Consider the following 24,444-nt stretch of genomic DNA (forward strand, 5'->3'; position numbering starts at 1 on the left):
CGAGGAAGGCTCCGAACATCGCCTAGGGTCAGGGGGCGGGGACGGAGCGCGAGCACGGCAGCGAGGACATGGCATGACACAGGCGTACGTGACGGAGACGGGGAACGGCGGCTCCGAGCCCGGGCCCTCCGGATCCGGACTGCGACGCCGGTGGGACGCACTGCGCCGCGAACTCGCGGCGCTGCGCCGGGATCCCGGCATCTGGAAGCGGGGCGTCGTCACCGCCGCCTGCGCCCTGCTGATCGCCGGCATCATGGTCTTCCACGCGGAGCTACCCAACGACATCGGCAACCTCGGCAGCCTCACCGAGAGCTTCCTGCCCTGGCTCGGCGTGTTCGTGCCGGTCCTGCTGGTCGTCGCGGTGGTCCGCAGGTCCGCCACCGCCCTGCTGGCGATCCTGCTGGCGGCCGTGGTCTGGGTGAACCTGTTCGGCGGTCTGATCAGCGACAAGTCGGGCCCCGGCGGCAACCTGACGGTCGCCACGCACAACGTCGACGCCGACAACCGCGACCCGCGCGGCACCGCCCGCTCGGTCGCCGCGTCCGGGGCCGACGTCCTGGCCCTCACCGAGCTCGGGGGCGACGCCGTCCCGGTCTACGAGAAGGCCCTGGCGAGCACGTACAAGTACCACGCCATCGAGGGCACGGTCGGCGTGTGGAGCAAGTACCCGCTGACCTCCAGCAGGCCCGTCGACATCCGGCTGGGCTGGACCCGGGCCATGCGCACCACCGTCGCCGGCCCCTTCGGCGAGCTCGGGGTCTACGTCGCCCACCTGCCGTCGGTGCGCGTCAAGCTCAACGCCGGGTTCACCGCCAACCAGCGCGACAACAGCGCCGACGCGCTGGGCGCGGCCCTCGCCGCCGAGCCGCTGAAGAACGTCGTGCTGCTCGGCGACCTCAACGGCACGATGAACGACCGCTCCCTGTCCGAGGTCACCTCGCAGATGCGCTCCACCCAGGGCGCCGCCGGCAACGGCTTCGGCTTCACCTGGCCGGCCCCGTTCCCGATGGCCCGCATCGACCAGATCATGGTCCGCGGGGTGAAGCCGGAGGCGTCCTGGACCCTGCCGCGCACGGGCAGCGACCACCTCCCCATCGCGGCGCGGCTCACGGGCCGCAAGTAGCGCGGGCGCCTACGGGAAAGGGGCCCCGCCGCAGCCGCGGCGGGGCCCCTTCGCGTACGGCGCGGCTACGGGTGCTCGCGCCAGCCGTTGGTGATCGGCAGCCGGCGGTCCTTCCCGAAGCCCTTCGCGGAGATCTTCGTGCCCGGCGGGTACTGGCGCCGCTTGTACTCGGCCGTGTCCACCATCCGGATGGTCCTCGCCACCAGCACGCGGTCGAAGCCGGCCGCCACGATCTCCTCCAGCCCCTGGTCGCGGTCCACGTACCGCTCCAGGATCGCGTCCAGCACCGGGTAGTCCGGCAATGAGTCCGTGTCCACCTGCCCCGGGCGCAGTTCGGCGCTCGGCGGCTTCACGATCGAGTTCTCCGGGATGGGCGGGGTCTCGTCCCGCTCGGCCGCCGCCCGGTTGCGGTAGCGGGCGAGCCGGAAGACGTCCGTCTTGTAGACGTCCTTGATCGGCCCGTACGCGCCGACCGAGTCCCCGTAGAGGGTGGAGTAGCCGACGGCCAGCTCCGACTTGTTGCCCGGGGCCAGCACGATGTGCCCCTCCTGGTTCGACAGGGCCATCAGCAGGGTGCCGCGCAGCCGGGACTGGAGGTTCTCCTCGGCCAGGCCCGTCAGCTCCAGCGCGCCCGTGTAGGCGTCGAACATCGGCTCGATGGAGACGGTCCGGAAGTTCAGGCCGGTCCGCCGGGCCAGTTCGGCGGCGTCCTCCCGGGAGTGCTCCGAGGAGTACTTCGAGGGCATCGAGACGCCGTAGACGTTCTGCGCGCCGATCGCGTCGCAGGCCAGGGCGGCGACGAGCGCGGAGTCGATGCCGCCGGACAGCCCGATCAGGACGGAGCGGAACCCGTTCTTCTTCACGTACGCGCGCAGACCCACGACCAGCGCGTCGTAGACCTCCTCGTCGTCGTCGAGGCGCTCGGCGTAGCCGCCGCTCACCACCGGCTCGTAGGGCTCCACCGGCTCGGCGGACAGCACGACGCGGTCGATGCGCAGCCCGTCGTCCACGGTCCCCTCCGGGGCGTCGTCCCGGGCCGCCGGCAGGTCGAGGTCCACCAGGACGCAGCCCTCGGAGAACTGCGGGGCCCGTACGAGGACCTCCCCGGCGGCGTCCACGACGATGGAGTCCCCGTCGAAGACGAGGTCGTCCTGGCCGCCGATCATCGCCAGGTAGGCCAGGGCGCAGCCGGCCTCCCGGGCCCGCCTGCGCACCAGTTCCAGGCGCACGTCGTCCTTGTTGCGCTCGTACGGGGAGGCGTTGACGGAGATCAGCAGTCCGGCCCCGGCGGAGCGGGTGGCGGGGACGCGGCCGCCGTCCTGCCAGAGGTCCTCGCAGATCGCCAGGGCGACGTCGACGCCCCGCACGCGGATCACCGGCTGGGTGTCGCCCGGGACGAAGTAGCGGAACTCGTCGAAGACCCCGTAGTTGGGGAGGTGGTGCTTGGCGAAGCGCAGGACGACCTCACCGCGGTGCAGCACGGCGGCCGCGTTCTCCGGGGAGCCGGGCGGGAGGCCGAGCCGGGTGGCGGCCCGCTCGGCCCGGTCGAGGTAGCCGACGAGGACGGGGAGCTCGCCGAGGCCCTCGTCGGCCAGCCGCCGCGCGAGGGCCACCAGGGCGGTGCGGGAGGCTTCGACGAAGGACCCGCGCAGAGCGAGGTCCTCGACGGGGTACCCGGTCAGCGCCATCTCGGGGAAGGCCACGAGGTGGGCGCCCTGCTCGGCGGAGTGCCGGGTCCAGTGCACGACCGAGGCGGCGTTGGCGGCGATGTCGCCGACCCGCGAGTCGATCTGATTCAGCGCGAGGCGAAGTTGAGGCACGGGCCCAGTCTAATCGTCTTTCTGACGCGATGTCCTGGACCCGGGCGCTCGTGCGTCCCTTTCGCCTCTCTCTTCGTCTCTCTTCGTCTCTCTTCGGAGGGGCTACTCGACGGGTCCGCTGAACTTCGCCGGGTCCATCAGGATGCCGGGGGAGAGCTCGGCGGTGATGCTCCTGGTCCCCTCGGGGACCTTGAAGGCGGCGGTACCGGTCGCGGACTGGCCGGGCTGGATCACGCCCTCGATCCGCTTCGGGGTGTCGCCGTCGAAGACGAGCTTGGCGCTGCCGCCCTTGTCGTCCTTCACCGCCGGCATGGCGTAGATGACCTTGTGGGGCTTGTCGGAGGTGTTGGTGATGGTGAAGGACACCTCGACGGCGTTGCCCACGTCCATCCAGTCGGCCTTGCTGACGTACTGGTGCGGCGGCGCCAGGGTCACCTTGATGCCCTCGGGGTAGGTCACCGTCCGGCCGAAGGGCACGGGCGTGGTGAACCCGGGGCCCTTCGGGGCGCGGGGCGGGAAGGAGGGGCCGGGGTCGGGGTCGCCCTCCGGGTCCTCGTCGTCCCACGGGCGGTCGTCCAGCCGCTCGTGGACGCGGTCGCGGGCCCGGTCGAGGATGGCGGTGGTCAGGAACCACCCGCCCGCGGAGGCGGCGAGCCCGGCGATCCCGAGCACCGCCCCGGCGACGGCCATCCCCCTCCGCCCGGCTCCCCGCCGCGCCCGCCCGATCCCCCCGCCGGCCAGCCCGATCCCGGTGAACGCGAGACCGGCCCCGAGCCAGAAGAGGAACGGGACGGGCCCGAGGACCACGGAAAGAATCCCGAGCACGAGGGCGGCCACGGCCATGCCGTTGCCGGCGGGCGGGGGCACGGGGTAGTAGCCGGCCACGCCGGGGTGGCCGGGGTGGCCGGGGTAGCCCGGGTGGCCGTGGTGGCCCGGGTACCCGGGATACCCGGGGTACCCCGGCCCCTGGTGCCCCGGCTGCCCGGGGTACCCGGCTCCCGGCGTGCCCGGGTACCCGGCGCCTGGCTGGCCCGGGTGCCCCGCTCCCGGCCGGCCCGGGTTCCCAGGCTGTCCGGGGTATCCCGCTCCTGGCTGGCTCGGCTGGCTCGGCTGGCTCGGCTGGCCCGGCTGGCCCGGTCCCGGGTACCCCGGGTAGGCCGGCGGGGGCGGTGCCCAGGACCCGGCGGCTGCCGCGTACGGAGCACCACCGTGCGGCGGCGGCGCAACGGGCGCCGCCCCAGGGGCGGGCGTCGCCCAGGGGTCACGCCCCTGCGGCCCCGCCGCGCCCCCGGCACCGGCCCCGGGCTGCGCCGGCGAAGCCCCGGCCGCCTCGGGCGGCAGCGGCGCCGTCCCGGCGAGACCCGGCGCCGGGGCGGTGGGGGCAGGCGGGGCCTGCGGGGGCTCCTCGGCCGACGCGATGGCCGCCTCCGGCTTGTCGAGCGACAGCCGGGCCGTCTCGGCGGGGTCGCCGGCCGGGGCGTCGGCCTGGTTCAGCGACAGCGGGGCCGTCTCGTCGGGGTCCTGCGCCGGGGCGGGAGGCGCAACGGGGGCGTCCTGCGGCTCCCGGTCCGAGGTGTCGGGCTTGCTCAGCGACAACCGGCGGCCCGTCTCACTGACGTCCTCCGTCGGGCTGGGAGGCGTAGCCGGGGCGTCCTGCGGCTCACCGGCCGGGGCGTCGGCCTTGTCGAACGACAGCCGGGCCGTCTCGGCGGGGTCGCCGGCCGGGCTGGCGGGCTGTGCCGCCGGGGTCTCGGGCTCCGCCGGTGCCTCCTGCGGCTTCGGGTCCTGCCGGGGCTCCTCGGCCGAGGCGGTGGCCGCCTCCGGCTTGGCGAGCGGCAGCCGGGCCGTCGCGGCGGGGTCGTCGTCCGGGGCGCCGGACTGCGCCACCGGGGCCGCGGCTGTGGGCGGGGCGTCCTGCGGCTCACCGGCCGGGGCGGCGGCCTTGTCGAACGACAGCCGGGCCGTCTCGGCGGGGTCGCCGGCCGGGCCGGCGGGCTGTGCCGCCGGGGTCTCGGGCTCCGTCGGTGCCTCCTGCGGCTCCGGGTCCTGCCGGGGCTCCTCGGCCGACGTAGCGGCCGCCTCCGGCTTGGCGAGCGGCAGCCGGGCCGTCGCGGCGGGGTTCTCCGGCGAGGGTATGGGCTCGGGTATCCGGGTCGGCTCCGGGGTGGCCGGCGGGTCGGGCGGGGTGTTCGGCGGGGTGCTCATACCTGGCGGCGTCCTCGGGAAGTACGGCTTACGGAGATGCGGGCAGCCTGCCATGACCGTCCGTCACCTCCAACCGGATAGCCCCCCGCCCGCCCTGCCGCAGCGGAATTCGCCCGATCTGCCGGAATCCGGCCCAAGGGCGGGAACGCGGGGTGCCGCCGCCTCGTTCTGAGGGGTGAGGGACTCCGCCGGACGGCCCCGCCGCCGTGCGGGGCGCCGCGCGCCGATGCCCGGTCAGCTGAGGATCATTACCGTATGGGTACCCAACCCACCCCCGGTCCCGACCACCCGAAGACCGCCCCCCACACCGGCGGAGCCCCCGGCTCGGGCCCGTCCGGGGCCGGTGCCCACACCGGCGAAGTCGCCGCGTCCGGTCGCCCCGTCACCGGCGCGGCCCGCGGAGCCGGCGCCCACACGGGCGCAGCCGCCGGCCCGGGCCGCTCCGGCACCGCCTCCGACACCGGCGGAGCCCCCGGTTCTGGCGGCCCGGAGACCGGCGCCCACGCTGGGAGAGCCCCCTGGTCGGGCGGCCCCGAGAGCCACGCCCGCACAGATGGAGCCACAGGTTTGGGCCGCCCGGACACCGGCGCTCACTCAGGCGAAGCCGCCGGGGCCGGTGCCCATACCGGCGCGGCCTGCGGAGCCGGCGCTCACACGGGCGCAGCCGCCGGCCCGGGCCGCCCGGGCACCGACCCCGACACCGGCGGAGCCCCCGGCTCGGGCCCGTTCGGGGCCGATGTCCATACCGGCGCGGCCTGCGGAGCCGGCGCTCACACGGGCGCAGCCCCCAGCCCGGGCCGCCCCGGCGCCGCCCCCCACACCGGCGGAGCCCTCGGTTCGGGCGGCGCCGAGACCGGTTCCCGCCCCCGGGTGGTCGCCTGGATCGTCGGGCTGGGGGCGGCCGCCTATACCGGCTGGGTGCTTGAGGTTGTTCTCGCCACCGGGGTCGACCCCGTCCAGACCTACGTCAGTGAGCTCGCCGCGCAGGATCAGCCGCTCGGCGGGGTGTTCCGGGCCACCGACTTCGCCGCCGGGCTGCTCGTCTTCCTCGGCGGGCTCCTCGCCCTCCTCCGGCTGCTCCGGGGCGCCGAGGCCCGTCGCCCCTGGACCCTCGCCGGCTGGGGCGGGGTCACGCTCTTCGGGGCGGCCACCGCCGCCGACGCCTGGCTTCCGCTGAGCTGCCGGCCGACCGCCGACCCCGTGTGCGCCGCCCGCGAGACCGCCGGGCTCGTCCCGGCCACCCACCAGGCCCACGCCGTCAGCAGCAGCCTCGCCATGGCCGGCGCGCTCGCCGGGATCGTGGCCCTCACCCTCGCCGCCCGCCGCTACGGCCGGCTCGCCCCGCTCGCCCGCTACGGCCCCGTCCTCGTCGGGCTCGAACTGCTCGCCACCGCCTGGACCCTGACCGCGATCTCCCTGTTCACCGCCGGGCACGGCACCTGGGCCCTCGGCGCCGGCCAGCGGCTCCAGGTGCTGCTCGTCGCGCTCTGGCTGGGCCTGCTCGCGTACTCCGTTCACAAGGAGCGCCGCCTGTGACCCACCCCGGCTCCGGCCGCTTCCTCCGGGTCGACGGCACCGCCCTGCACACGCTCGTGCAGGGCGAGGGCCCTCCCGTGGTGCTGAGCGCCGGGCTCGCCCTGGCCTGGTTCGACTGGGACGAGGTCGCCGCCCTCCTCGTGGCCGCCGGGCGGACCGTCATCCGGTTCGACCGCCCCGGCCACGGCCTCAGCGCCCCGGCCCCCGCACCGCCCACCGCCGCCGGCGAGGCCCGCCGTATCGCCGTCCTGCTGGACGCGCTCGGCATCGCCGGCCCCGTCACCGTCGTCGGGCACTCCCTCGCCGGGTTCCACGCCGAGGCGTTCGCCCGCCTCCACCCGGACCGCACCGCCGCCCTGGTCCTGGTCGACTCCAGCGTCGAGGAGACGCGCCCCCGTACGCTCCTGCCCGCCGCCCTCCGCACCGGCGCCGCCCGCGCCCTCGGTTGGGCGCTCACCGCCACCGGTCTGCCCGCCGCGCTGGGCCCGGCCGTCCGCCGGGCCGCCGTACGGGCCTCCCGCGCGGGGAGCCGGGCCGGCGACCCGGCCGCGCGGGGCCTCGTACGCCGCTGCTACCGCACCGGCCGCGTCTGGCGCGGGATCCTCCTGGAGAACTCCCGCTACCCCGACACCGCCGCCGAACTCCTCGCCCTGCGCCCGCGCCACCCCCTGAGGGCCCCCGTCACCGTCCTCGCCGCGCACGACGGCACCTCCGGCCGGGCCGCCCGGCGCTGGCTCGCCCGCCAGGCGGCCCTCGCCGACCGGCTCGGCGCCCGCTTCGAGGTGGCCGCGCCGGCCGGGCACCTGCTCATGCTGGACCGCCCGCACCAGGTGGCGCGGGCGGTCCGGTACGCGACGGAGCGGCGGTAGGCTGCCCCGGGTCACTCCCGCGGCGCGGCCCCCCGCTGCCTGAGCATGTCCGCCATCAGCTTCAGCTCCGACTGCTGCGCCTCGACCATGCCCTGGGCCAGTTTCCGTTCCGCCGGGGTCCGGCACTGCTGGGCGCAGCCCTGGGCCATGGCGACGCCGCCCTTGTGGTGGTCGGTCATCAGCTGGAGGTAGAGCACCTCCGCGTCCCTGCCGCTGCTGGCGCCGAGCCGGTCGAGCTCCTCCTTGGTGGCCATCCCGGGCATGAGGGCCCCCGGCTTGGTGACGTGCCCCTCGTGCCCCGCATGGGCCTCGTGCCCGTCCGCGGAGCCCATGGACGCCATCCACGACATGGGCGGCTCGTCGGCCACCACCTTCGGCAGCCCCCACAGGTCCAGCCACCCCAGCAGCATCCCGCGCTGGTTGGCCTGCGTGTTGGCGATGTCGTACGCGAGCCCGCGCACCGGCTCGTCCTGGGTGCGGTCGCGGACGATGAAGGACATCTCCACCGCCTGCTGGTGGTGCACCGCCATGTCCCGGGCGAAACCGGCGTCGGGGGAGTACAGCGCCGGCGTCCGCGAGGCGGTGGAGCCGTCCGTGTCCCGCGAACCGTCCGCCGTGGCGAAGGTGGCGCCCGCCGCGAACAGCGCGGCCAGGACCACTCCCGTGCCGGCGGCCCAGTACGTGCGGTTCGTGCGGCTGCGGGTCATTTCTCGCCCAGCCCGTTGGTGCAGGCCGCGCCCGGCTCGGGGGTCTGCGGGCCCTGCACGTACTTGGTGAAGAACTGAGCCACCCGGGGGTCGTCGGCCTTGTCGACGGTCAGCTGCTTGCCCCAGGCGCTGAGCATGATCGTGCCTGCCTGCTCCTTGTCCGGGCTCATCAGCGTGTAGGGGGTCTTGCCCACCTTCGCGGCGAGCGTGTCGACGTCGGCCTTCGCGGCCTTCTCGTTGTACGTCACCCAGACCGCGCCGTGCTCCAGCGAGTGCACGGCGTTCACCTCGGGGATCGCGTTCTTGTAGACGTCGCCGTTGCAGTTCATCCAGCGGGGGTTGTGGTCGCCGCCCACCGGCGGGTTCATCTCGTACTTGACCGGGGTCTCGACGTGGTTGCGGCCGAGCTTCTTCACGTCCCAGCTCTGCTCGCCGTTGACCGGTGCCTTGCGGGCCGCCGCCGCGTCCTTTTCCTTCTGCTTCTGGTCCATGAGCACCCACGTGCCGAAGCCGATGAGCCCGGCGACGACCGCCCCGGAGACGCTGATCGCGATGATCTTGTTGCGCCGGTCGCGCGCCTTCTCGGCGCGCCGCATCTCGGCTATGCGGTTCTGGCGGGAGTTCTTCTCGGACGTCCTGCTGCTGGCCATGTGCCCTGTTCCTTCTGCTGAGGGGGGTGTGGGTGGTGCCGGTGATGTCGTGTACGGCGCCGGACCCGTCAGGTCCGCAGCACTTGCAAGGCGTGCAGGTCGGGGGCGCGCGCGAGGGTCCCCGGGGGCCGCACCGGGCCCGTGGCCGCCGGGAGGGCGCGGGGCGCCGGTCCGGGCGGCGCCGCGGTGACGGCGGGCGGCGGGGCGGGCAGGACGGCCGGGGTCACATGGGAGAGGGGAGAACAGCCGGGCAGCTCGTACGGGGACACACAGGCGACCCGCTGGTCACTCCCCGCGTACGCACCGTGCCCGGCGTGCGCACCGTGCCCCGCGTGCGCCCGGACGGTCGCCCCTTCGGCACCACCGGCGCCACCGGCACCCCCCGCCCCCGCCACGGCCGGGCCGCCACCGCGCACGCACAGGAACCCCAGCCCGGCCATCACACCGAGGGCGAGCAGCAGTAGAAGGGCACCCCGACGGGCGGGACGCCCGTGACGCCCGCTCCGCGTGTGCTCCCAGCCCCCCATGGCCGCAGATGGTAATGCTCATGACGGGCCTGCGGTCAGAGCGGGGGTGCCATCGGCCTCCGGGGGTGCGTAATGTGGCGGAAACCACCACTAGGGATACTGGACGGGCCCGGCTGTGCCGGCCGCCCCTCGGGTCGGTGGTGCACAGATCGTCTGAACTGCGAGGATGAAGGCATGGACAAGCAGCAGGAATTCGTCCTCCGGACGCTCGAGGAGCGCGACATCCGCTTCGTGCGCCTGTGGTTCACCGACGTACTGGGCTTCCTGAAGTCCGTCGCGGTCGCTCCGGCCGAGCTGGAGCAGGCATTCGACGAGGGCATCGGTTTCGACGGCTCCGCGATCGAGGGCTTCGCCCGCGTCTACGAGTCCGACATGATCGCCAAGCCGGATCCGGGCACGTTCCAGATACTGCCGTGGCGCGCCGAGGCCCCCGGGACCGCCCGGATGTTCTGCGACATCCTGATGCCCGACGGCTCCCCGTCCTTCGCGGACCCGCGCTACGTCCTCAAGCGCATCCTCGCCAAGACCTCCGACCTGGGCTTCACCTTCTACACCCACCCGGAGATCGAGTTCTTCCTGCTCAAGGACAAGCCGCTGGACGGCACCCGCCCGGTCCCGGCGGACAACTCCGGCTATTTCGACCACACTCCGCAGAACGTCGGCATGGACTTCCGCCGCCAGGCGATCACCATGCTCGAATCCATGGGCATCTCGGTGGAGTTCAGCCACCACGAGGGCGCGCCCGGCCAGCAGGAGATCGACCTGCGCTACGCCGACGCCCTCTCGACGGCCGACAACATCATGACCTTCCGCCTGGTCATGAAGCAGGTCGCGCTGGAGCAGGGTGTCCAGGCGACCTTCATGCCGAAGCCCTTCTCCGAGTACCCGGGCTCGGGCATGCACACCCACCTCTCCCTCTTCGAGGGCGACCGCAACGCCTTCTACGAGTCGGGCGCCGAGTACCAGCTCTCGAAGGTCGGCCGCTCCTTCATCGCGGGCCTGCTGCGGCACGCGGCGGAGACGGCGGCGGTCACCAACCAGTGGGTCAACTCCTACAAGCGCATCTGGGGCGGATCCTCCCGCACGGCCGGCTCCGGCGGCGAGGCCCCCTCGTACATCTGCTGGGGCCACAACAACCGCTCGGCCCTGATCCGCGTCCCGATGTACAAGCCGGGCAAGACGGGCTCCGCCCGGGTGGAGGTCCGCTCGATCGACTCGGGCGCCAACCCCTACCTCACCTACGCCGTCCTCCTGGCGGCGGGCCTCAAGGGCATCGAGGAGGGCTACGAGCTCCCGGCGGGCGCCGACGACGACGTCTGGGCCCTCTCCGACGCCGAACGCCGCGCGATGGGCATCGAGCCCCTCCCCCAGAACCTCGGCGAGGCCATCTCCCTGATGGAACGCAGCGAACTGGTCGCCGAAACCCTCGGCGAGCACGTCTTCGACTTCTTCCTGCGCAACAAGAAGCAGGAGTGGGAGGAATACCGCTCGGAGGTCACCGCCTTCGAACTCCGCAAGAACCTCCCGGTGCTCTGAGGTCCCGAGCGCTCCGGCCGGTGTGACCGTGGCCCCGCCCCCGCTTCGGGGGTGGGGCCACGGGCGTGTGCGGGGTCAGGTGGCCGGGTGCCAGGTGGGGGCCGGGGTGGCTGGGTGGGGGGTGGCGGTGTGGAGTCGGGCGTCCAGGCCGAGGGCGGCTGTGGTCGGGGTGCCCGTGGTGTCGAGGACCGCTGACGGGGCGCCCGTGTACAGCATGCGGGACTCCGTCCAGGCCGGGGGGCCGCCCAGGGTGGCGGTGGAGACCGTGCCCGCTTCGGCGCGGCCCGTCAGGAGGCGGCCCGCGACGCCGATCGCGCCGTAGCCCGCCCGGCCGCCGGACTCCGAGACGCCGGAGACCTGCGGGGCGCCCGGGCCGGCGGTGACCAGGGCGCTGCGGACCACCCCCGAGTCGGGGCGGCGGAAGTACAGGCGGATGCCCGCGCCGTCCCGGGTGGCCGTCAGGGGGACCGTGGTGGCGGGCAGGCCGGTGGGGTGGGGGCCGGCGAGCGGGGCGTCCGGGGCGGGCTGGGTCCAGGCCAGGACGGACGCCGTGGTGGTGGCGTAGACGTGGCGGCGGCCCGCCGCGTCCGTGACGGTGACCGGGTCGCTCTGGAGGTCGGCGCCGCCCAGCTTCTGCCAGTCGGTGAAGGCGCCCGAGGGCTGCTGGACGCGGGCCCGCAGGGTGCGCGCGCTGTCGCGGAGGTAGACGGTGAGGCGGCCCGCCGCATCGACGGCGGCCGCGGGGGCGCTGATCGCGGAGGTGCCGGGTCCGTCACCGGGTTCGGGGGTGCCGAGGGACTGCCAGGGGCCGAACGGGCCGTCGGGGGCGCCCTGGACGGCGTACACCACCTCGCGCCGGTAGTCGGCCGGCCGCGCCCCGATCACCGTACGGGTGGCGAGGACCGCGAGGCGGCCGTCGGGGAGGCGGGCGGTGGTGGCGCCGGAGTCGATGCCGGTGCCGGGGAGCAGGTCGGGGCCGGTCCAGGTGCCGGAGCGGTCGCGGGTCCAGACGGCCATCCTGCCGTCGAGGGCGGCGAAGGCCCAGAGCCGGCCCGGGGTGCCCTCGGTGAGCCAGGAGGCGTTGTCGGCGCGGGCGTAGCGCAGGGACTGGGCCCAGTTGCGGCCGGTGGGGCTGCCGGCCACCTTGCGGTCGCCGCAGCCGTCGGGGGAGCCGCAGTAGTCGGCGTGGTCCTGCCAGGCGTACGTCTTCAGGTAGCCGATCTTCGTCTCGGCGGTCTGCGGGTCCAGGGCGTGGGGGAGGGTGCCGTTGTGGTAGCCGAGGTAGTTCTGCACCGAGAACCGCGGCCGTTCGGCGACCCGTTCGGCGTACGCGGCGATGGCCGCCTGCGCGAAGCGGGCGCCGTACATGTGGTCCTGGTGGTCGGTGAACTTGCCGGTGTCCGGGTAGCGGTTCGGGGTGGGGTCCTGCATCCGTATCGTCGTCGGACGGTAGCGCTCCAAGATGCCCGATATGGTCTGGACGACCTGGTCCTTGGTGTACGAGAACGGCTGCTTGACCGGGGTTCCGGTGGTGAGCTGGGAACCCAGCGCCGGTATCTCGCCGTTCCACAGGCCGTTCAGGCTGTCGGGGTTCGCGGCGGCCGGATTGCGGGCCTCGCGCAGCTGGAGCCAGACCAGGTTGACCTGGGGCCGGGCGACGAGGACGTCGAGCTCGGCCTGACCGCCGCCGGCGGTGGGTATGACCGTACGCTTCCACGCGCTCGTGCGGTCTCCGGTGGCCATCTGGGCGTAGGCGGAGCGTATGCCGTTCTGCCGGGCCTCCGCGTAGCGGGCGCGGTCGGCGGGCTGCTGCGGGTCCTTGGCCTGGCCGCCGTTGGCCTCGTTGCGGCCGTCGGCCTCGCCGGAGGTGAGGTAGGCGGTGGTGACGGGGAGTCCGGCCAGCAGGGAGCGGCTGAGGTCGGGGTTCATGAAGAACAGGTCGTCGTCGGGGTGCGCGACGATCTGGACGACCGTGCCGGAGGTGATGCTGACGGGCAGCAGGGCGGACGGGTCCTTGCCCGCGGTGGCCTCGGCCGCCGTCTGCTGGCCGGAGGCGATGGAGAGCACGCCGGAGGCGCCCAGGGTGAGCATGGGCAGGACGGCCGCGAGGAGGAAGCGGCGGCGGGAAACGGGCATCGGTTACGCCTTGAGGTCGTTCCGGGCGGGAAGAACCGCTGTGCAGTCATGAAGAGGCGGATTCGGGCGAGTTGGTTCACCGATCTGCGCCGATGACGCGTGTCTTCCGAAAACGACCGGGTGTGAGGATGCCCGACCGCTCGGCGTGCGGCGGGTGTCCGTCCGCATCGTGGACCGCCGCGGGGGTCCCGCGGCGGCGGGATCACCGCAGGGGGCGGGGCGTCGGGGCTGCTCCGGCACGGAGGGTGTCTGTCCCGGCGGTACGTCCGCTATGCCCGCGCAGGGGGGTGCAGGGGGGAGTCACGGGGTTGCGGGGGCGCGCGGTACGGGGGTTACGGCGCCGTGTTGCGCGGCCCCACCGGCTGCCACGGGGCCAGGTACGCGTCGGGTTCGTCCGCCGACGAGGTGACGTACAGCCGCGCGTCGAGCCCCACCACCGCCAGGCTGACCAGGTTCTTGCCGGTCATGGTGCTGGACGGCGCGCCCACGAACATCAGCGGTGAGCGCTGCCAGGGCTGCCCCGGGCCGACGTCCGCGCCGAGCAGGCCGCCCGCCGAGCGGCCGGCGAGGACGTGTCCGCTCGCCGTCACCGCGCCGAAGCCCTGGAGCCCGCCGAGGTCGGTGAGCCCGGTGGCCTTGAGCCCCTCGTCCGCCGTCATCAGGGCGGTGCGGACGTTGCCGGAGCCGGGCTTGCGGAACCAGATCCGTACGCCGCCCTCGCGGCCCTCCGCCGTGATCGGCAGGGTGGTCTCGGGCAGGCCGGTCGGGGTGGCCGGGCCCAGGGGGGCGCCGGGAGCGGGCTGGAGCCACCCGGTCACGGACGTGGTGGTGGCGGCGAAGACCATCCGCCGCCCGGCACCGTCGGTGCCGGTGACCGGGCTGCCGTGCAGGCCGGTGCCGCCGTGGGCCTCCCACGGGCCCCACGTCCCGTCGGGGCGCTGGACGCGGCCGCGCAGGGTGGAGGCGCCGTCGCGGACGTAGACGGCGAGGGCGCCGGTCCCGTCGACGGACACGGCGGGCGCGCTGATGTCGGAGGTCCAGTCGGCGTCGGAGAGCTCCGGGGTCCCGAGCGACTGCCAGGGGCCGAACTCCTCGGAGCCGGGGGCCCGCTGGACGGCGTAGACCACCTCGCGCCGGTAGTCGGCGGGCTTCTCGCCGAAGGAGGTGCGGGTGCCGAAGGCGGCGATCCGGCCGTCATGGAGGGTGACGGTGGATATGCCCTGGTCCATCCCGGTTCCAGGGAGCAGGACCGGGCCGCTCCAGCGGCCTATGAGGCCGTCGCGGTGCCAGAGGGCGGCCTGGCCGTCGAGGACCTTGAAGGCCCACAGGCCGTGCTCGGCGTCGGAGGTGAGCCAGGTGGTGCCGGTGCCGCGGGCGTAGTTGATGGACTGGGTCCAGCCGTTGCCCGAGGGGTGCTCGGCGACCTTGAGGTCCCCGCAGCCGGCCTCGCTGCCGCAGTGGTTCTCCTTGTCCAGCCAGGCGTAGGTGTCCAGGATGTCCAGCTTGTCCTTGGCCTCGCCGGGGCCGAGGGCGTGGGGCAGGGAGCCGTTGAAGTAGCCGACGTAGTTCTGGACGGTGAAGTGCGGGCGGTTCCTGAACACCGCCGCGTACTCCTCGGCCGCCCGCTGGACGAACCGGGCGCCGTAGAAGTGGTCCTGGTGGTCGGTGTAGCGCTTGGTGTCGTGGAAGCGGCCGGGGGTCGGGTCCTGGGTGCGCAGGGTGGTGGGGCGGTAGCGCTCCAGGATGCCGACGATGGTCTGGACGACCTGCTCCCTGGTGTACGTGAACCCGTGCCGGACGGGGCTGCCGGAGGCGAGCACCGACTCCAGGCGCGCCACCTTGCCGTCCCACAGGCCGTGGAGGCTGTCGGGGACGTCCTGGTAGACGGTGCCGGCCTCGCGCAGCTGGAGCCAGACCAGGTTGATCTGCGGCCGGGCGACGAGGACGTCCACCTCGGCGTGGCCGCCGCCCTTGGTCGGGATGACCGTGCGCTTCCAGGCGCTGCTGCGGTCGCCGGTGGCCATCTTGGCGTAGGCGGCGCGGATGCCGTTCTGCCGGGCCTCGGCGTAGGCGGGCTTGTCGGGCCGGGTGGAGGCCGCCTTGCCGGAACCGGCGTTGATCCCGTCGGCCTCGCCGGAGGTGAGGTAGACGGAGGTCACCGGGTGGCCGGCGGCTATGGAGTAGGCGAGGTCGGGGTTCATGAAGTACAGGTCGTCGTCGGGGTGGGCGACGATCTGGAGCACCCGGCCGGGGTCGGGGGCGTCGGCGGTGACGGCGGCGGGGGCCGGGGAGCCGGTGCGGGCGGGCGTGTCGAGGCCGGTGAGGGCCTCGTTGGCGCGCAGGATGAGCATGCCCCCGGCGGCGGTGGCGGCGAGGAGGGCCACGGCCTTGACGACCGCGCGGGCGCGGGGGTGTCCGGCGTGGTGGTGGCCGTGGTCATGGCCGTGCCGGACGGTCGCGGCGGCCTCGCGGGCCGCCCCAGAGGCGGTCGGGCCGGGCTCGGGGGCGGGCGTGGAGGCAGGGCGCGAGGACGGGGGTCCGTCGGACATGGGGCTCCTCGCGGCCGGTCGGGCGGGGACCGGGCCCCTGACGCACAGTTCTAGAGAGCTAAAAGTAAGCAGATAATCCGATAATCCGCCTCATGATATGCGCCACGGCGTCCGGTGAGTCGAACGCCTGCTCCGGATAGGCTCGCTCCGGGAGAGGACCGGACCACCAGGCGGCGACAGACTCGGGAGGCGGCGGGATGACAGTCCCGGGACGCAGGAGCAGTACCTTCATCCGGCTGCTGCGGAGCGGATTCACCGACCCCACCGCCGCGTCCCGGCTCCTCGACGCCGAGGCGCTGGCCGCCGTACGGGCCGACCCCGTGCTCCTCGACGCCCTCGGCGCCACCGCCGACCCCGACCTCGCCCTCCTCGGCCTCGTCCGCCTCGCCGAAGCCCAGAGCGCCGAGGACCTGCCGCTCCTCCTCGACACCCTGGTCAGCGCCAAACCCCTGCGCGACCGCCTCCTCGGCGTACTCGGCGCCTCCGCGGCCCTCGCCGACCACCTCGCCCGCCACCCCCACGACTGGCGGGCCCTGGTCACCTACGAGGCCGCCGACCTCCACCCCGGCCTGCCCGAGTTCGAACGCGGCCTCGCCGACGCCCACGACCCCGTCGCCCTGCGCGTCGCCTACCGCCGCTGCCTGCTCTCCATCGCCGCCCGCGACGTCTGCGGGACCATAGACCTCGCCCAGACCGCCGCCGAGCTCGCCGACCTCGCCACCGCCACCCTCCGCGCCGCCCTGCGCATCGCCTCGGCCGCCGCGCCCCAGGACGCCGCCGCCTGCCGCCTCGCCGTCATCGCCATGGGCAAGTGCGGAGGAAACGAGCTCAACTACGTCTCCGACGTGGACGTGATCTTCGTCGGCGAGGCCGCGCCCGGCACCGACGAGGGCAAGGGCATCCAGGCGGCCACCCGCCTCGCCTCCCACCTCGTGCGGATCTGCTCCGAGACCACCGTCGAGGGCACCATCTGGCCCGTCGACGCCAACCTCCGTCCCGAGGGCCGCAACGGCCCCCTCGTCCGCACCCTCGCCTCCCACCTGGCCTACTACCAGCGCTGGGCCAAGACCTGGGAGTTCCAGGCCCTCCTCAAGGCCCGCGCCGTCGCCGGCGACCCCGAGCTCGGGGCCCAGTACATCGAGGCCATAACCCCCCTGGTGTGGCAGGCCGCCGAACGCGAGAACTTCGTCGCCGACGTCCAGAAGATGCGCCGTCGCGTCGTCGACAACATCCCCGCCTCCCAGATCGACCGCGAGCTCAAACTCGGCCCCGGCGGCCTGCGCGACGTCGAGTTCGCCGTCCAGCTGCTCCAGCTCGTGCACGGCCGCACCGACACCAGCCTGCGCTCCGGCACCACCCTCGACGCCCTCCACGCCCTCGCCGCCGGCGGCTACGTCGGCCGCGCCGACGCCGCCCAGCTCCACGACGCGTACCGCTTCCTGCGCGCCATGGAACACCGCATCCAGCTCCACCGGCTCCGCCGCACCCACCTCGTCCCCGAGGACGAGAGCGACCTGCGCCGCCTGGGCCGCTCCATGGGCCTGCGCACCGAACCCGTCGCCGAGCTGAACAAGGCATGGCGCCGGCACGCCTCCGTCGTCCGCCGCCTCCACGAGAAGCTCTTCTACCGGCCCCTCCTCGACGCCGTCGCCCAGCTCGCCCCCGGCGAGACCCGGCTCTCCCCGGCCGCCGCCGGCCAGCGCCTCGAAGCCCTCGGCTACGCCGACCCAGCCTCCGCCCTGCGCCACCTCGAAGCCCTCGCCTCCGGAGTCAGCCGCAAGGCCGCCATCCAGCGCACCCTGCTGCCCGTCCTCCTCGGCTGGTTCGCCGACTCCGCCGACCCGGACGCCGGACTCCTCAACTTCCGCAAGGTCTCCGACGCCCTCGGCAAGACCCCCTGGTACCTGCGCCTGCTGCGTGACGAGGGCGCCGCCGCCGAGAACCTCGCCCGCGTCCTGTCCGCCGGGCGCCTCGCCCCCGACCTCCTCATGCGCGCCCCCGAGGCCGTCGCCCTCCTCGGCGACCCGGACAACCTCCGGCCCCGTACGCACGAAGCCCTCGAACAGGAGGTACTCGCCGCCGTCGGCCGCGCCGACAGCGCCGAAGCCGCCGTCGCCGCCGCCCGCGGGGTCCGCCGCCGCGAGCTCTTCCGCACCGCCGCCGCCGACATCATCGCCTCCTACGGCACCGAGGACAGCCCCGCCGAGAAGGACTGCGGCGCCCTCGTCGACCGGGTCGGCGACGCCGTCTCCGAACTCACCGCCGCCACCGTCGCCGGAGCCCTGCGCGCCGCCGTACGCGACCACTGGGGCGAGACCCTCCCCACCCGCTTCGCCGTCATCGGCGTCGGCCGCTTCGGCGGACACGAGCTCGGCTACGGCTCCGACGCCGACGTCCTCTTCGTCCACGAGCCCCGCGAGGGCGTCGGCGAACAGGAGGCCGCCAAGGCCGCCCAGACCGTCATCGCCGAGATGCGCCGGCTGCTCCAGCTGCCCACCGCCGACCCGCCGCTGCTCATCGACGCCGACCTGCGCCCCGAGGGCCGCTCCGGCCCCCTCGTCCGCACCCTCGCCTCCTACGCCGCCTACTACCGGCGCTGGTCCCTCACCTGGGAGAGCCAGGCCCTGCTGCGCGCCGAACCCGTCGCGGGCGACGCCGACCTGGGCCGTACCTTCATCGAGCTGATCGACCCCCTGCGCTACCCCGTCGAAGGGCTCGGCGAGGACGCGGTCCGCGAGATCCGCCGGCTGAAGGCCCGCATGGAGACCGAACGCCTCCCGCGCGGCGCCGACCCCACCCTCCACACCAAACTCGGCCGCGGCGGCCTCAGCGACGTCGAGTGGACCGTCCAGCTCCTCCAGATGCGGCACGCCTGGGCCGAACCGGGCCTGCGCACCACCCGCACCCGCCACGCCCTGGCCGCCGCCAACGCCGCCGGCCTGCTGACGACGGAGGAGGCCCAGATCCTCGACGAGGCATGGGTCCTGGCCACCCGCGTCCGCAACGCCGTCATGCTGGTCCGCGGCCGCGCCGGCGACACCTTCCCGGCGGACGCCCGCGAACTGGCAGCCGTGGGCCGCTACCTCGGCTACCCGGAGGGCAGGGTGGGCGAAATGCTGGAGGAATACCGCCGCACCACCCGCCGCGCCCGCGCAGTCGTGGACGACCTCTTCTACGGCGCGTGAACCCCGCTGACGGGTGATCAGGAGCCCGTCCCGCGTGGTGGAATGGTCCGATGGGGTGGAACGAATGGGACCAGGCCAAGGCGGACGTGGCGGCCCGGCAGACGCCGATGCGGCTCAACCAGCTTCCGGGAGGCGCGCCGGACGCCGACCTGGTGGTGCACCAGGACGATCTCGGCGCGGTGGGGCACGAGGCGTTCGGCCTGCACGGCCGGCTGCTGAAGCAGGCCGACATCGCGGGCGCGGGCATCGACCAGCAGGGCTCCGGCTCCACGATGCAGGCGGCCGCGGCCCTGAAGGCGAGCGGCTTCGCGCTGGGCGGTGAGCTGGAGACGGCGGTGTCGGTGTGGACCTCGCAGGTGAGGGCCGTCCTCCAGGCATGCGCGCACATCTCGAACCACCTGGACCACTCGAAGAAGGCGCACGCCGCGGACGACGAGGCCATCGCGGCGTCCCTGCGCAACCGGGACGGCTCGGCGGTGCCCGTCTCCCGGCTCGACGCGTACTTCAGGTAGGGGGCCGGCATGAACTTCGTAGGCATGCCCGACGCGGCCCGGCACATGGACCACTACCTGCGCGGTACCGGCACGCCGCTCGACCTCGACCTCGACGTCGACCGGATGCTGACTGACAGCGCGAACCTCCGGGACAAGGCGGCAGAGCCGCGTGCCGACGAACAGGACGACTGGCGCCGACAGGCGCTGGCGGCGTTCGAGAAGTCCGGTGGCCAACCCGTCGCCATCCCCGTGGAAACCCACGCCGACGGTTACACCCATGCCGCGCAGAGCGGGGCCCCTGACCGGAACTGGTTCCTGGCAGTCGGCAGCGGGATGACGAACTCCACGGGTGTGGTGACGGCGGTGCCCGGCGCCGACGGCAGGCCGCAGGTCAGCATCGACTACCAGGTGAACGTGTGGGACCGCTACAACTGGGACAGCGGCAAGGCCACGCCCATCGGCCCCACCTCCGTCACCGACGCCGACATGGCCCGGCTCCACACGGTGGGTCTGGCCAGGGAATTCGACATGAGAGGAAGCAGCTCGGTGCAGCAGCACGACCTCGACTCCGGCGGCCCCGCCCCGGCTCCCGAGGCCCCCGGCCGGGACGAGACCCGCACTGACCCCGGACGGAACGGAGACGCCAGGTGAGACGCGGAGGGCGACTGACGGTGATGGGCGGACTCCTGGCCGTGGTCGCCGGGCTCGTCGCGGGGTGTGACGGGGGTTCGGTGGCGGGGCGGGACGTGCCCTACTGGGTGGACGGGGTCTCCGCTGAGGAGGTGGGGCAGAGGCTTCGGGTGCCGGTGCCCGCGGCTGCGAGGGAGCTGAAGGCCGGCTATCAGAAGGGGTTCCAGGAAGATCAGCTGCTGCTCGCGTTCGTGCTGCCCACCGCCGATGTGGACGGCTTTCTCGAACGGCTGAAGCCGGAGCAGCCGGTGAAAGCGGGGCCGAAGTCCTTCGCCGGGCCGCAGCCCGTCGCGCCCTTCGCGCATCTCGGGCTGCCCGAGCCGGATTCCGTGGCCGGGGTGCGCACGGGGCAGGTGTGCGCGCCGTGCGCGGGGGAGGTCGACTTCATGCACGTGGCCGTCGTGCGGGTGGATGACGCCAGCAGCCGGGTGTATCTGCAGGCCGTCGACTGACCTCAGGCGCGGCCGAAGCGGGCCAGGAGGGCGGCTGTCGCCGGGTGGGGGGTGGTGTCCTGGGGGGTGCGGGGAAGGTGGTGGGGGAGGGAGCCGTACCAGGTGCGGGAGACCGTGTAGCCGAAGGCCAGGCAGAGCATGCCGCCCAGGGCGTCCAGCCAGAAGTGGTTCGCCGTGGAGACGATGACGACCAGGGTCGCCGCCGGGTAGAGCAGCCCGAGGATCCGCGCCCACGGGGCCGAGGCCACCGCGAAGATCGTCAGGCCGCACCAGAGCGACCACCCTATGTGCATGGACGGCATCGCCGCGTACTGGTTCGACATGTGCTTGAGGTTCCCGGAGGCCATCGAGCCCCACGTGTGGTGCACCAGCACGGTGTCGACGAAGCGCTGCCCGTTCATCAGCCGGGGCGGCGCGAGCGGGAAGAAGTAGTAGCCGAGCAGGGCCACGCCCGTGGTGGCGAAGAGGACCAGGCGGGTGGCGGCGTAACGGCCCGGATGGAAGCGGTAGATCCACACCAGCACGCCGATGGTCACGATGAAGTGGAGGGTGGCGTAGTAGTAGTTCATGCCCACCACCAGCCAGGTCACCGAGTTCACCGCCTGGTTGACGGAGTGCTCCACCGCGATGCCCAGGCCCCGCTCGACGCTCCAGATCCAGTCGGCGTTCGCGAGCGCGGCGGCCTTCTGCTCGGGGACCGCGTTGCGGATCAGCGAGTAGGTCCAGTAGCTGATGCCGATCAGCAGGACCTCGAACCAGATCCTCGGCCGGCGCGCGGCCCGCAGCCGGTCCAGGAGGGTGCGGTCCGCTTCCGGACGGCTGCCGCCTTCGGCCGCCGAGGGTGCGGAGGCGTCCGTGCTGGCGGTGCCCCCGGCGGGGGCCGGGGGAGTTTCCAGTGTCTTCACGCTCGCTTCACCCATGGGGAGAGAGTCTGCCAGATGCGTCCTCGCCTCCGATCATCCCTCCGGAGGGTCTTCGGCGCCTGCGGTCCGCCCTGCGGAGGACAGCCCGAGGGGGAGCCCTTACTCTGCCCCGCGCCGCTGTCCAGGGCCCGAGGCCGTCGAGCCGCGCACCACCAGCTCCGGCAGGAACACGAACTCGCTGTGCGGGGCCGGGGTGCCGCCGATCTCCTCCAGCAGGGTGCGCACCGCCGCCTGCCCCATGGCCTGCACGGGCTGGCGGATGGTGGTCAGCGGCGGATCGGTGAACGCTATGAGCGGCGAGTCGTCGAAGCCGACCACGGACACGTCCTGCGGCACCCGCAGCCCCTTCTGGCGCGCCGCCCGGATGGCCCCGAGGGCCATCATGTCGCTGGCGCACACGACGGCCGTGCAGCCCCGGGCGATGAGCGCCGCGGCGGCCGCCTGGCCGCCCTCCAGGCTGTACAGGGAGTGCTGGATCAGCTCCTCGGCCTCCGCCCCGCCGAGCCCGAGCCGCTCCTGCACGGCGGCCCGGAAGCCCTCGATCTTGCGCAGCACCGGCACGAACCGCTTCGGGCCGACCGCCAGCCCGATCCGGGTGTGCCCGAGCGCCGTGAGGTGGGTGACCGCGAGGTGCATGGCGGCCCGGTCGTCGGGGGAGACGAAGGGGGCCCGCACCTTGTCGGAGAAGCCGTTGATGAGGACGTACGGGACGCCCTGGCCGCGCAGCTGGTCGTAGCGGCCCATGTCGGCGGTGGTGTCGGCGTGCAGTCCGGAGACGAAGATGATCCCCGAGACCCCCCGGTCCACCAGCATCTCCGTCAGCTCGTCCTCGGTGGACCCGCCGGGCGTCTGCGTGGCCAGCACCGGCGTGTAGCCCTGCCGGGTCAGTGCCTGGCCGATGACCTGCGCGAGGGCCGGGAAGATGGGGTTGTCCAGCTCCGGGGTTATGAGGCCGACGAGGCCGGCGCTGCGCTGGCGCAGGCGTACGGGCCGCTCGTAGCCGAGCACGTCCAGCGCGGCCAGCACGGACTCACGGGTGCCTGCGGCCACGCCGGGCTTGCCGTTGAGCACGCGGCTGACTGTGGCTTCGCTGACCCCCGCCTGGGCTGCGATGTCGGCAAGCCGTGCGGTCACGGGATGGGACTGTACCGGTAGGCGGCTCACAAAGCCCACCACGTGCAGGAATCCGCAGGAAGACGGACCGTGCGGCCGTCGGTCTCCACCGGGGCGCTGGAGAGGACGGGGCGGCCGGGGCTCGGCATCTGCACCGTGGTCGGCCGGGTGTTGACCGTGCAGGCGAAGCCGGGCCGGGTGAAGAGGAGCACCCCCTCGGGCGCCGGGCACCAGCGCATGCCCCGGGCGTAGACCGCGGGCCCCGCCCCCGGACCGGGCCAGTCCTCGACGGGGCCGCCCTGGCCCGCCTCGACCGCACCCAGGCCCGGCAGCGCGCGGCGCAGCTCCAGGGCGGCCCGGTACAGCTCCAGGGTGGAGTGCGGGTCGCCGGTCTGCGCGGCGACGGTGAGTCCGCCCCACCCGGCGGGCTGCGGCAGCCAGCTGCCGCCGGGGCCGAAGCCGTACGGGGGCTCCTTGCCCGACCAGGGGAGCGGGACGCGGCACCCGTCGCGCAGGCCGTCCTGCCCCTCCTGCGCGTCCTGCCCCTCCTTCGCATCCCGCTCGTCCGGATCCGGCGCCGGGGCCGGGATGGTGGCCGGCGCCGGGGCCGCGGGCGGCCGGCGGCGGAAGGCGGGGTCCTGGCGGGCCTCCGCCGGGAGGTCGGTGACCTCGGGCAGGCCGAGTTCCTCGCCCTGGTAGACGTACGCCGACCCCGGCAGCGCCAGCATCAGCAGCGCCGCCGCCCGCGCCCGGGCCAGCCCCTGCGCCCCGCCCCCGTACCGGGTCACATGGCGTACGACGTCGTGGTTGGACAGCACCCACGTCGTCGGCGCCCCCACCGCCGAGGTCGCGGCCAGGGACTCGTCGATGACCGTCCGCATCGCCGCCGGGTCCCACGGGCAGTTCAGGAAGCGGAAGTTGAACGCCTGGTGCAGCTCGTCCGGCCGTACGTACAGCGCGAGCCGCTCCGAGGTCGGCGCCCACGCCTCGGCGACCCCGATCCGCGAGCCCTCGTAGGAGTCGAGTAGCCGGCGCCAGGAGCGGTGGATGGCGTGCACCCCGTCCTGGTCGAAGAAGGGCAGCGGCTCGGTGCCGATCAGCGTGGCCTGCGCGCCCCGGCCGATGTCCGGCAGCCCGGGGGCCTTGACCATGCCGTGGGCCACGTCCACCCGGAACCCGTCGACCCCCAGGTCCAGCCAGAACCGCAGCACCGAGGCGAACTCCTGCGCCACCTCCGGGTGCTCCCAGTCGAGGTCGGGCTGCTCGGGGGCGAACAGGTGCAGGTACCAGTCCCCGTCCGCGACCCGGGTCCAGGCGGGCCCGCCGAAGACGGACTCCCAGTCGTTGGGCGGCAGCGAGCCGTCCACCCCGCGCCCCGGGCGGAACAGGTACCGCTCCCGGGCGCCGGGCACCCCGGCGAGGGCGTCCTGGAACCAGGGGTGCCGCTCGGAGGTGTGGTTCGGCACCACGTCCACGATCACCCGCAGCCCGAGGGCGTGGGCGGCACGGACGAGGTCGTCGGCGTCGGCGAGGTCGCCGAAGAGCGGGTCGACGGCCCGGTAGTCGGCGACGTCGTAGCCGCCGTCCGCCTGCGGGGAGACGTAGAAGGGGGTGAGCCACACCGCGTCCACCCCGAGCCGGGCCAGGTGCGGCAGCCGCTCGCGCACCCCGCGCAGGTCCCCGATCCCGTCGCCGTCGCTGTCGGCGAAGGAGCGGACGTACACCTGGTAGATGACGGCATCACGCCACCAGCCGCCGCCCGCGGCCGGGTTGCTGGAAGCTCTTGCAAGGGGCACGGCCGTCAACTCGTGGTTCATACCGCAGTCAACGCGCGTGCACGCCCCGTGGTTGCGGGCCTGTGGAATCGAAGCGGGCTCGAACTAACAGCAAGCTGCGGCAACTGGATGGACACACGGATGTAACGATCAC

The 24,444-nt window shown here is 74.1% G+C and carries 19 protein-coding genes; 9 read left to right on the forward strand and 10 right to left on the reverse strand.

Features of this window, described 5'->3' with window-relative positions; all coding sequences use genetic code 11:
• Positions 1–73 precede the first annotated feature (73 nt).
• A complete protein-coding gene (locus tag ABZ716_RS03805; protein WP_358811471.1) occupies positions 74–1,123 on the forward strand; it encodes an endonuclease/exonuclease/phosphatase family protein in 1,050 nt (349 codons plus the stop codon).
• Between the two features lie 65 nt (positions 1,124–1,188).
• On the opposite strand, the gene ABZ716_RS03810 is transcribed toward ABZ716_RS03805, so the two are convergent.
• Both ABZ716_RS03810 and ABZ716_RS03815 read right to left on the reverse strand, forming a co-directional pair.
• Positions 1,189–2,943, reverse strand: a complete 1,755-nt coding sequence (locus ABZ716_RS03810) for an NAD+ synthase (RefSeq protein ID WP_358811472.1) — start codon at positions 2,941–2,943, stop codon at positions 1,189–1,191.
• Positions 2,944–3,045: 102 nt separating this feature from the next.
• On the reverse strand, positions 3,046–5,148 hold the full coding sequence (locus ABZ716_RS03815; RefSeq protein ID WP_358956239.1) for a DUF4352 domain-containing protein: 2,103 nt from the start codon (positions 5,146–5,148) through the stop codon (positions 3,046–3,048).
• Positions 5,149–6,030: 882 nt separating this feature from the next.
• Here ABZ716_RS03815 and ABZ716_RS03820 point away from each other — a divergent pair.
• Complete coding sequence (locus ABZ716_RS03820; RefSeq protein WP_358956418.1) at positions 6,031–6,684, forward strand: DUF998 domain-containing protein; 654 nt, start codon at positions 6,031–6,033, stop codon at positions 6,682–6,684.
• A complete protein-coding gene (locus ABZ716_RS03825; protein ID WP_358956241.1) occupies positions 6,681–7,553 on the forward strand; it encodes an alpha/beta fold hydrolase in 873 nt (290 codons plus the stop codon). Before ABZ716_RS03820 ends, ABZ716_RS03825 begins: the two co-directional genes overlap by 4 nt.
• An 11-nt stretch (positions 7,554–7,564) precedes the next feature.
• On the opposite strand, the gene ABZ716_RS03830 is transcribed toward ABZ716_RS03825, so the two are convergent.
• The 3 genes from ABZ716_RS03830 to ABZ716_RS03840 all read right to left on the reverse strand — a co-directional run bounded on the left by ABZ716_RS03830 (position 7,565) and on the right by ABZ716_RS03840 (position 9,179).
• Entirely contained in the window at positions 7,565–8,260 is a 696-nt protein-coding gene (locus ABZ716_RS03830) for a DUF305 domain-containing protein (RefSeq protein ID WP_358956244.1), read from the reverse strand.
• Entirely contained in the window at positions 8,257–8,910 is a 654-nt protein-coding gene (locus ABZ716_RS03835) for a DUF3105 domain-containing protein (RefSeq protein ID WP_358811476.1), read from the reverse strand. Before ABZ716_RS03835 ends, ABZ716_RS03830 begins: the two co-directional genes overlap by 4 nt.
• A gap of 68 nt (positions 8,911–8,978) precedes the next feature.
• The gene (locus ABZ716_RS03840) at positions 8,979–9,179 is read right to left on the reverse strand and encodes a hypothetical protein (protein WP_358956247.1); all 201 of its coding nucleotides are present in this window, start codon (positions 9,177–9,179) and stop codon (positions 8,979–8,981) included.
• Between the two features lie 45 nt (positions 9,180–9,224).
• Between ABZ716_RS03840 and ABZ716_RS03845 the strand changes: the two genes are divergently transcribed.
• Both ABZ716_RS03845 and ABZ716_RS03850 read left to right on the forward strand, forming a co-directional pair.
• Positions 9,225–9,374 (forward strand): hypothetical protein, encoded by a 150-nt coding sequence (locus ABZ716_RS03845; RefSeq protein WP_358956250.1) that lies wholly within the window; start codon positions 9,225–9,227, stop codon positions 9,372–9,374.
• A gap of 237 nt (positions 9,375–9,611) precedes the next feature.
• Positions 9,612–10,973, forward strand: a complete 1,362-nt coding sequence (locus tag ABZ716_RS03850) for a glutamine synthetase family protein (protein ID WP_358811478.1) — start codon at positions 9,612–9,614, stop codon at positions 10,971–10,973.
• Between the two features lie 75 nt (positions 10,974–11,048).
• Here ABZ716_RS03850 and ABZ716_RS03855 read toward each other — a convergent pair whose 3' ends face one another.
• Positions 11,049–13,109: a PIG-L family deacetylase gene (locus ABZ716_RS03855; RefSeq protein ID WP_358956253.1), complete on the reverse strand. Its 2,061-nt coding sequence runs from the start codon at positions 13,107–13,109 to the stop codon at positions 11,049–11,051.
• Positions 13,110–13,441: 332 nt separating this feature from the next.
• On the reverse strand, positions 13,442–15,658 hold the full coding sequence (locus ABZ716_RS03860) for a PIG-L family deacetylase (protein WP_358956255.1): 2,217 nt from the start codon (positions 15,656–15,658) through the stop codon (positions 13,442–13,444).
• A 197-nt stretch (positions 15,659–15,855) separates the two neighbouring features.
• Between ABZ716_RS03860 and ABZ716_RS03865 the strand changes: the two genes are divergently transcribed.
• Genes ABZ716_RS03865 through ABZ716_RS03880 form a run of 4 tightly spaced genes read left to right on the forward strand, consistent with a single transcriptional unit; the run spans position 15,856 to position 20,479 of the window.
• Positions 15,856–18,843, forward strand: coding sequence for a bifunctional [glutamine synthetase] adenylyltransferase/[glutamine synthetase]-adenylyl-L-tyrosine phosphorylase (locus tag ABZ716_RS03865; protein ID WP_358811482.1), 2,988 nt, complete (start codon positions 15,856–15,858; stop codon positions 18,841–18,843).
• A 50-nt stretch (positions 18,844–18,893) separates the two neighbouring features.
• Positions 18,894–19,355, forward strand: coding sequence for a hypothetical protein (locus ABZ716_RS03870; RefSeq protein ID WP_358956257.1), 462 nt, complete (start codon positions 18,894–18,896; stop codon positions 19,353–19,355).
• 9 nt (positions 19,356–19,364) lie between these two features.
• The gene (locus ABZ716_RS03875) at positions 19,365–19,988 is read left to right on the forward strand and encodes a hypothetical protein (RefSeq protein ID WP_358956259.1); all 624 of its coding nucleotides are present in this window, start codon (positions 19,365–19,367) and stop codon (positions 19,986–19,988) included.
• Between the two features lie 23 nt (positions 19,989–20,011).
• Positions 20,012–20,479: a hypothetical protein gene (locus ABZ716_RS03880; protein WP_358956262.1), complete on the forward strand. Its 468-nt coding sequence runs from the start codon at positions 20,012–20,014 to the stop codon at positions 20,477–20,479.
• Positions 20,480–20,481: 2 nt separating this feature from the next.
• Here the strand turns inward: ABZ716_RS03880 and ABZ716_RS03885 are convergent, their stop codons facing one another.
• From ABZ716_RS03885 to ABZ716_RS03895, 3 genes are all read right to left on the reverse strand, one after another.
• Complete coding sequence (locus ABZ716_RS03885; RefSeq protein ID WP_358956264.1) at positions 20,482–21,399, reverse strand: phosphatase PAP2 family protein; 918 nt, start codon at positions 21,397–21,399, stop codon at positions 20,482–20,484.
• A gap of 102 nt (positions 21,400–21,501) precedes the next feature.
• A complete protein-coding gene (locus tag ABZ716_RS03890) occupies positions 21,502–22,536 on the reverse strand; it encodes a LacI family DNA-binding transcriptional regulator (RefSeq protein WP_358811486.1) in 1,035 nt (344 codons plus the stop codon).
• Positions 22,537–22,562: 26 nt separating this feature from the next.
• Entirely contained in the window at positions 22,563–24,332 is a 1,770-nt protein-coding gene (locus tag ABZ716_RS03895) for a glycoside hydrolase family 13 protein (protein WP_358956267.1), read from the reverse strand.
• Between the last annotated feature and the right edge of the window lie 112 nt (positions 24,333–24,444).

This window comes from Streptomyces sp. NPDC006687, from assembly GCF_040636215.1.
Taxonomy (GTDB): domain Bacteria; phylum Actinomycetota; class Actinomycetes; order Streptomycetales; family Streptomycetaceae; genus Streptomyces.

Bases quoted from the DNA above. Each gene is read 5' to 3' on its own strand.
- ABZ716_RS03805 (WP_358811471.1), top strand. From the start codon at position 74: ATGACACAGGCGTACGTGACGGAGACGGGGAACGGCGGCTCCGAGCCC.
- ABZ716_RS03815 (WP_358956239.1), bottom strand. From the start codon at position 5,148: ATGAGCACCCCGCCGAACACCCCGCCCGACCCGCCGGCCACCCCGGAG.
- ABZ716_RS03830 (WP_358956244.1), bottom strand. From the start codon at position 8,260: ATGACCCGCAGCCGCACGAACCGCACGTACTGGGCCGCCGGCACGGGA.
- ABZ716_RS03835 (WP_358811476.1), bottom strand. From the start codon at position 8,910: ATGGCCAGCAGCAGGACGTCCGAGAAGAACTCCCGCCAGAACCGCATA.
- ABZ716_RS03850 (WP_358811478.1), top strand. From the start codon at position 9,612: ATGGACAAGCAGCAGGAATTCGTCCTCCGGACGCTCGAGGAGCGCGAC.
- ABZ716_RS03855 (WP_358956253.1), bottom strand. From the start codon at position 13,109: ATGCCCGTTTCCCGCCGCCGCTTCCTCCTCGCGGCCGTCCTGCCCATG.
- ABZ716_RS03860 (WP_358956255.1), bottom strand. From the start codon at position 15,658: ATGTCCGACGGACCCCCGTCCTCGCGCCCTGCCTCCACGCCCGCCCCC.
- ABZ716_RS03865 (WP_358811482.1), top strand. From the start codon at position 15,856: ATGACAGTCCCGGGACGCAGGAGCAGTACCTTCATCCGGCTGCTGCGG.
- ABZ716_RS03870 (WP_358956257.1), top strand. From the start codon at position 18,894: ATGGGGTGGAACGAATGGGACCAGGCCAAGGCGGACGTGGCGGCCCGG.
- ABZ716_RS03875 (WP_358956259.1), top strand. From the start codon at position 19,365: ATGAACTTCGTAGGCATGCCCGACGCGGCCCGGCACATGGACCACTAC.
- ABZ716_RS03880 (WP_358956262.1), top strand. From the start codon at position 20,012: ATGGGCGGACTCCTGGCCGTGGTCGCCGGGCTCGTCGCGGGGTGTGAC.
- ABZ716_RS03885 (WP_358956264.1), bottom strand. From the start codon at position 21,399: ATGGGTGAAGCGAGCGTGAAGACACTGGAAACTCCCCCGGCCCCCGCC.
- ABZ716_RS03895 (WP_358956267.1), bottom strand. From the start codon at position 24,332: ATGAACCACGAGTTGACGGCCGTGCCCCTTGCAAGAGCTTCCAGCAAC.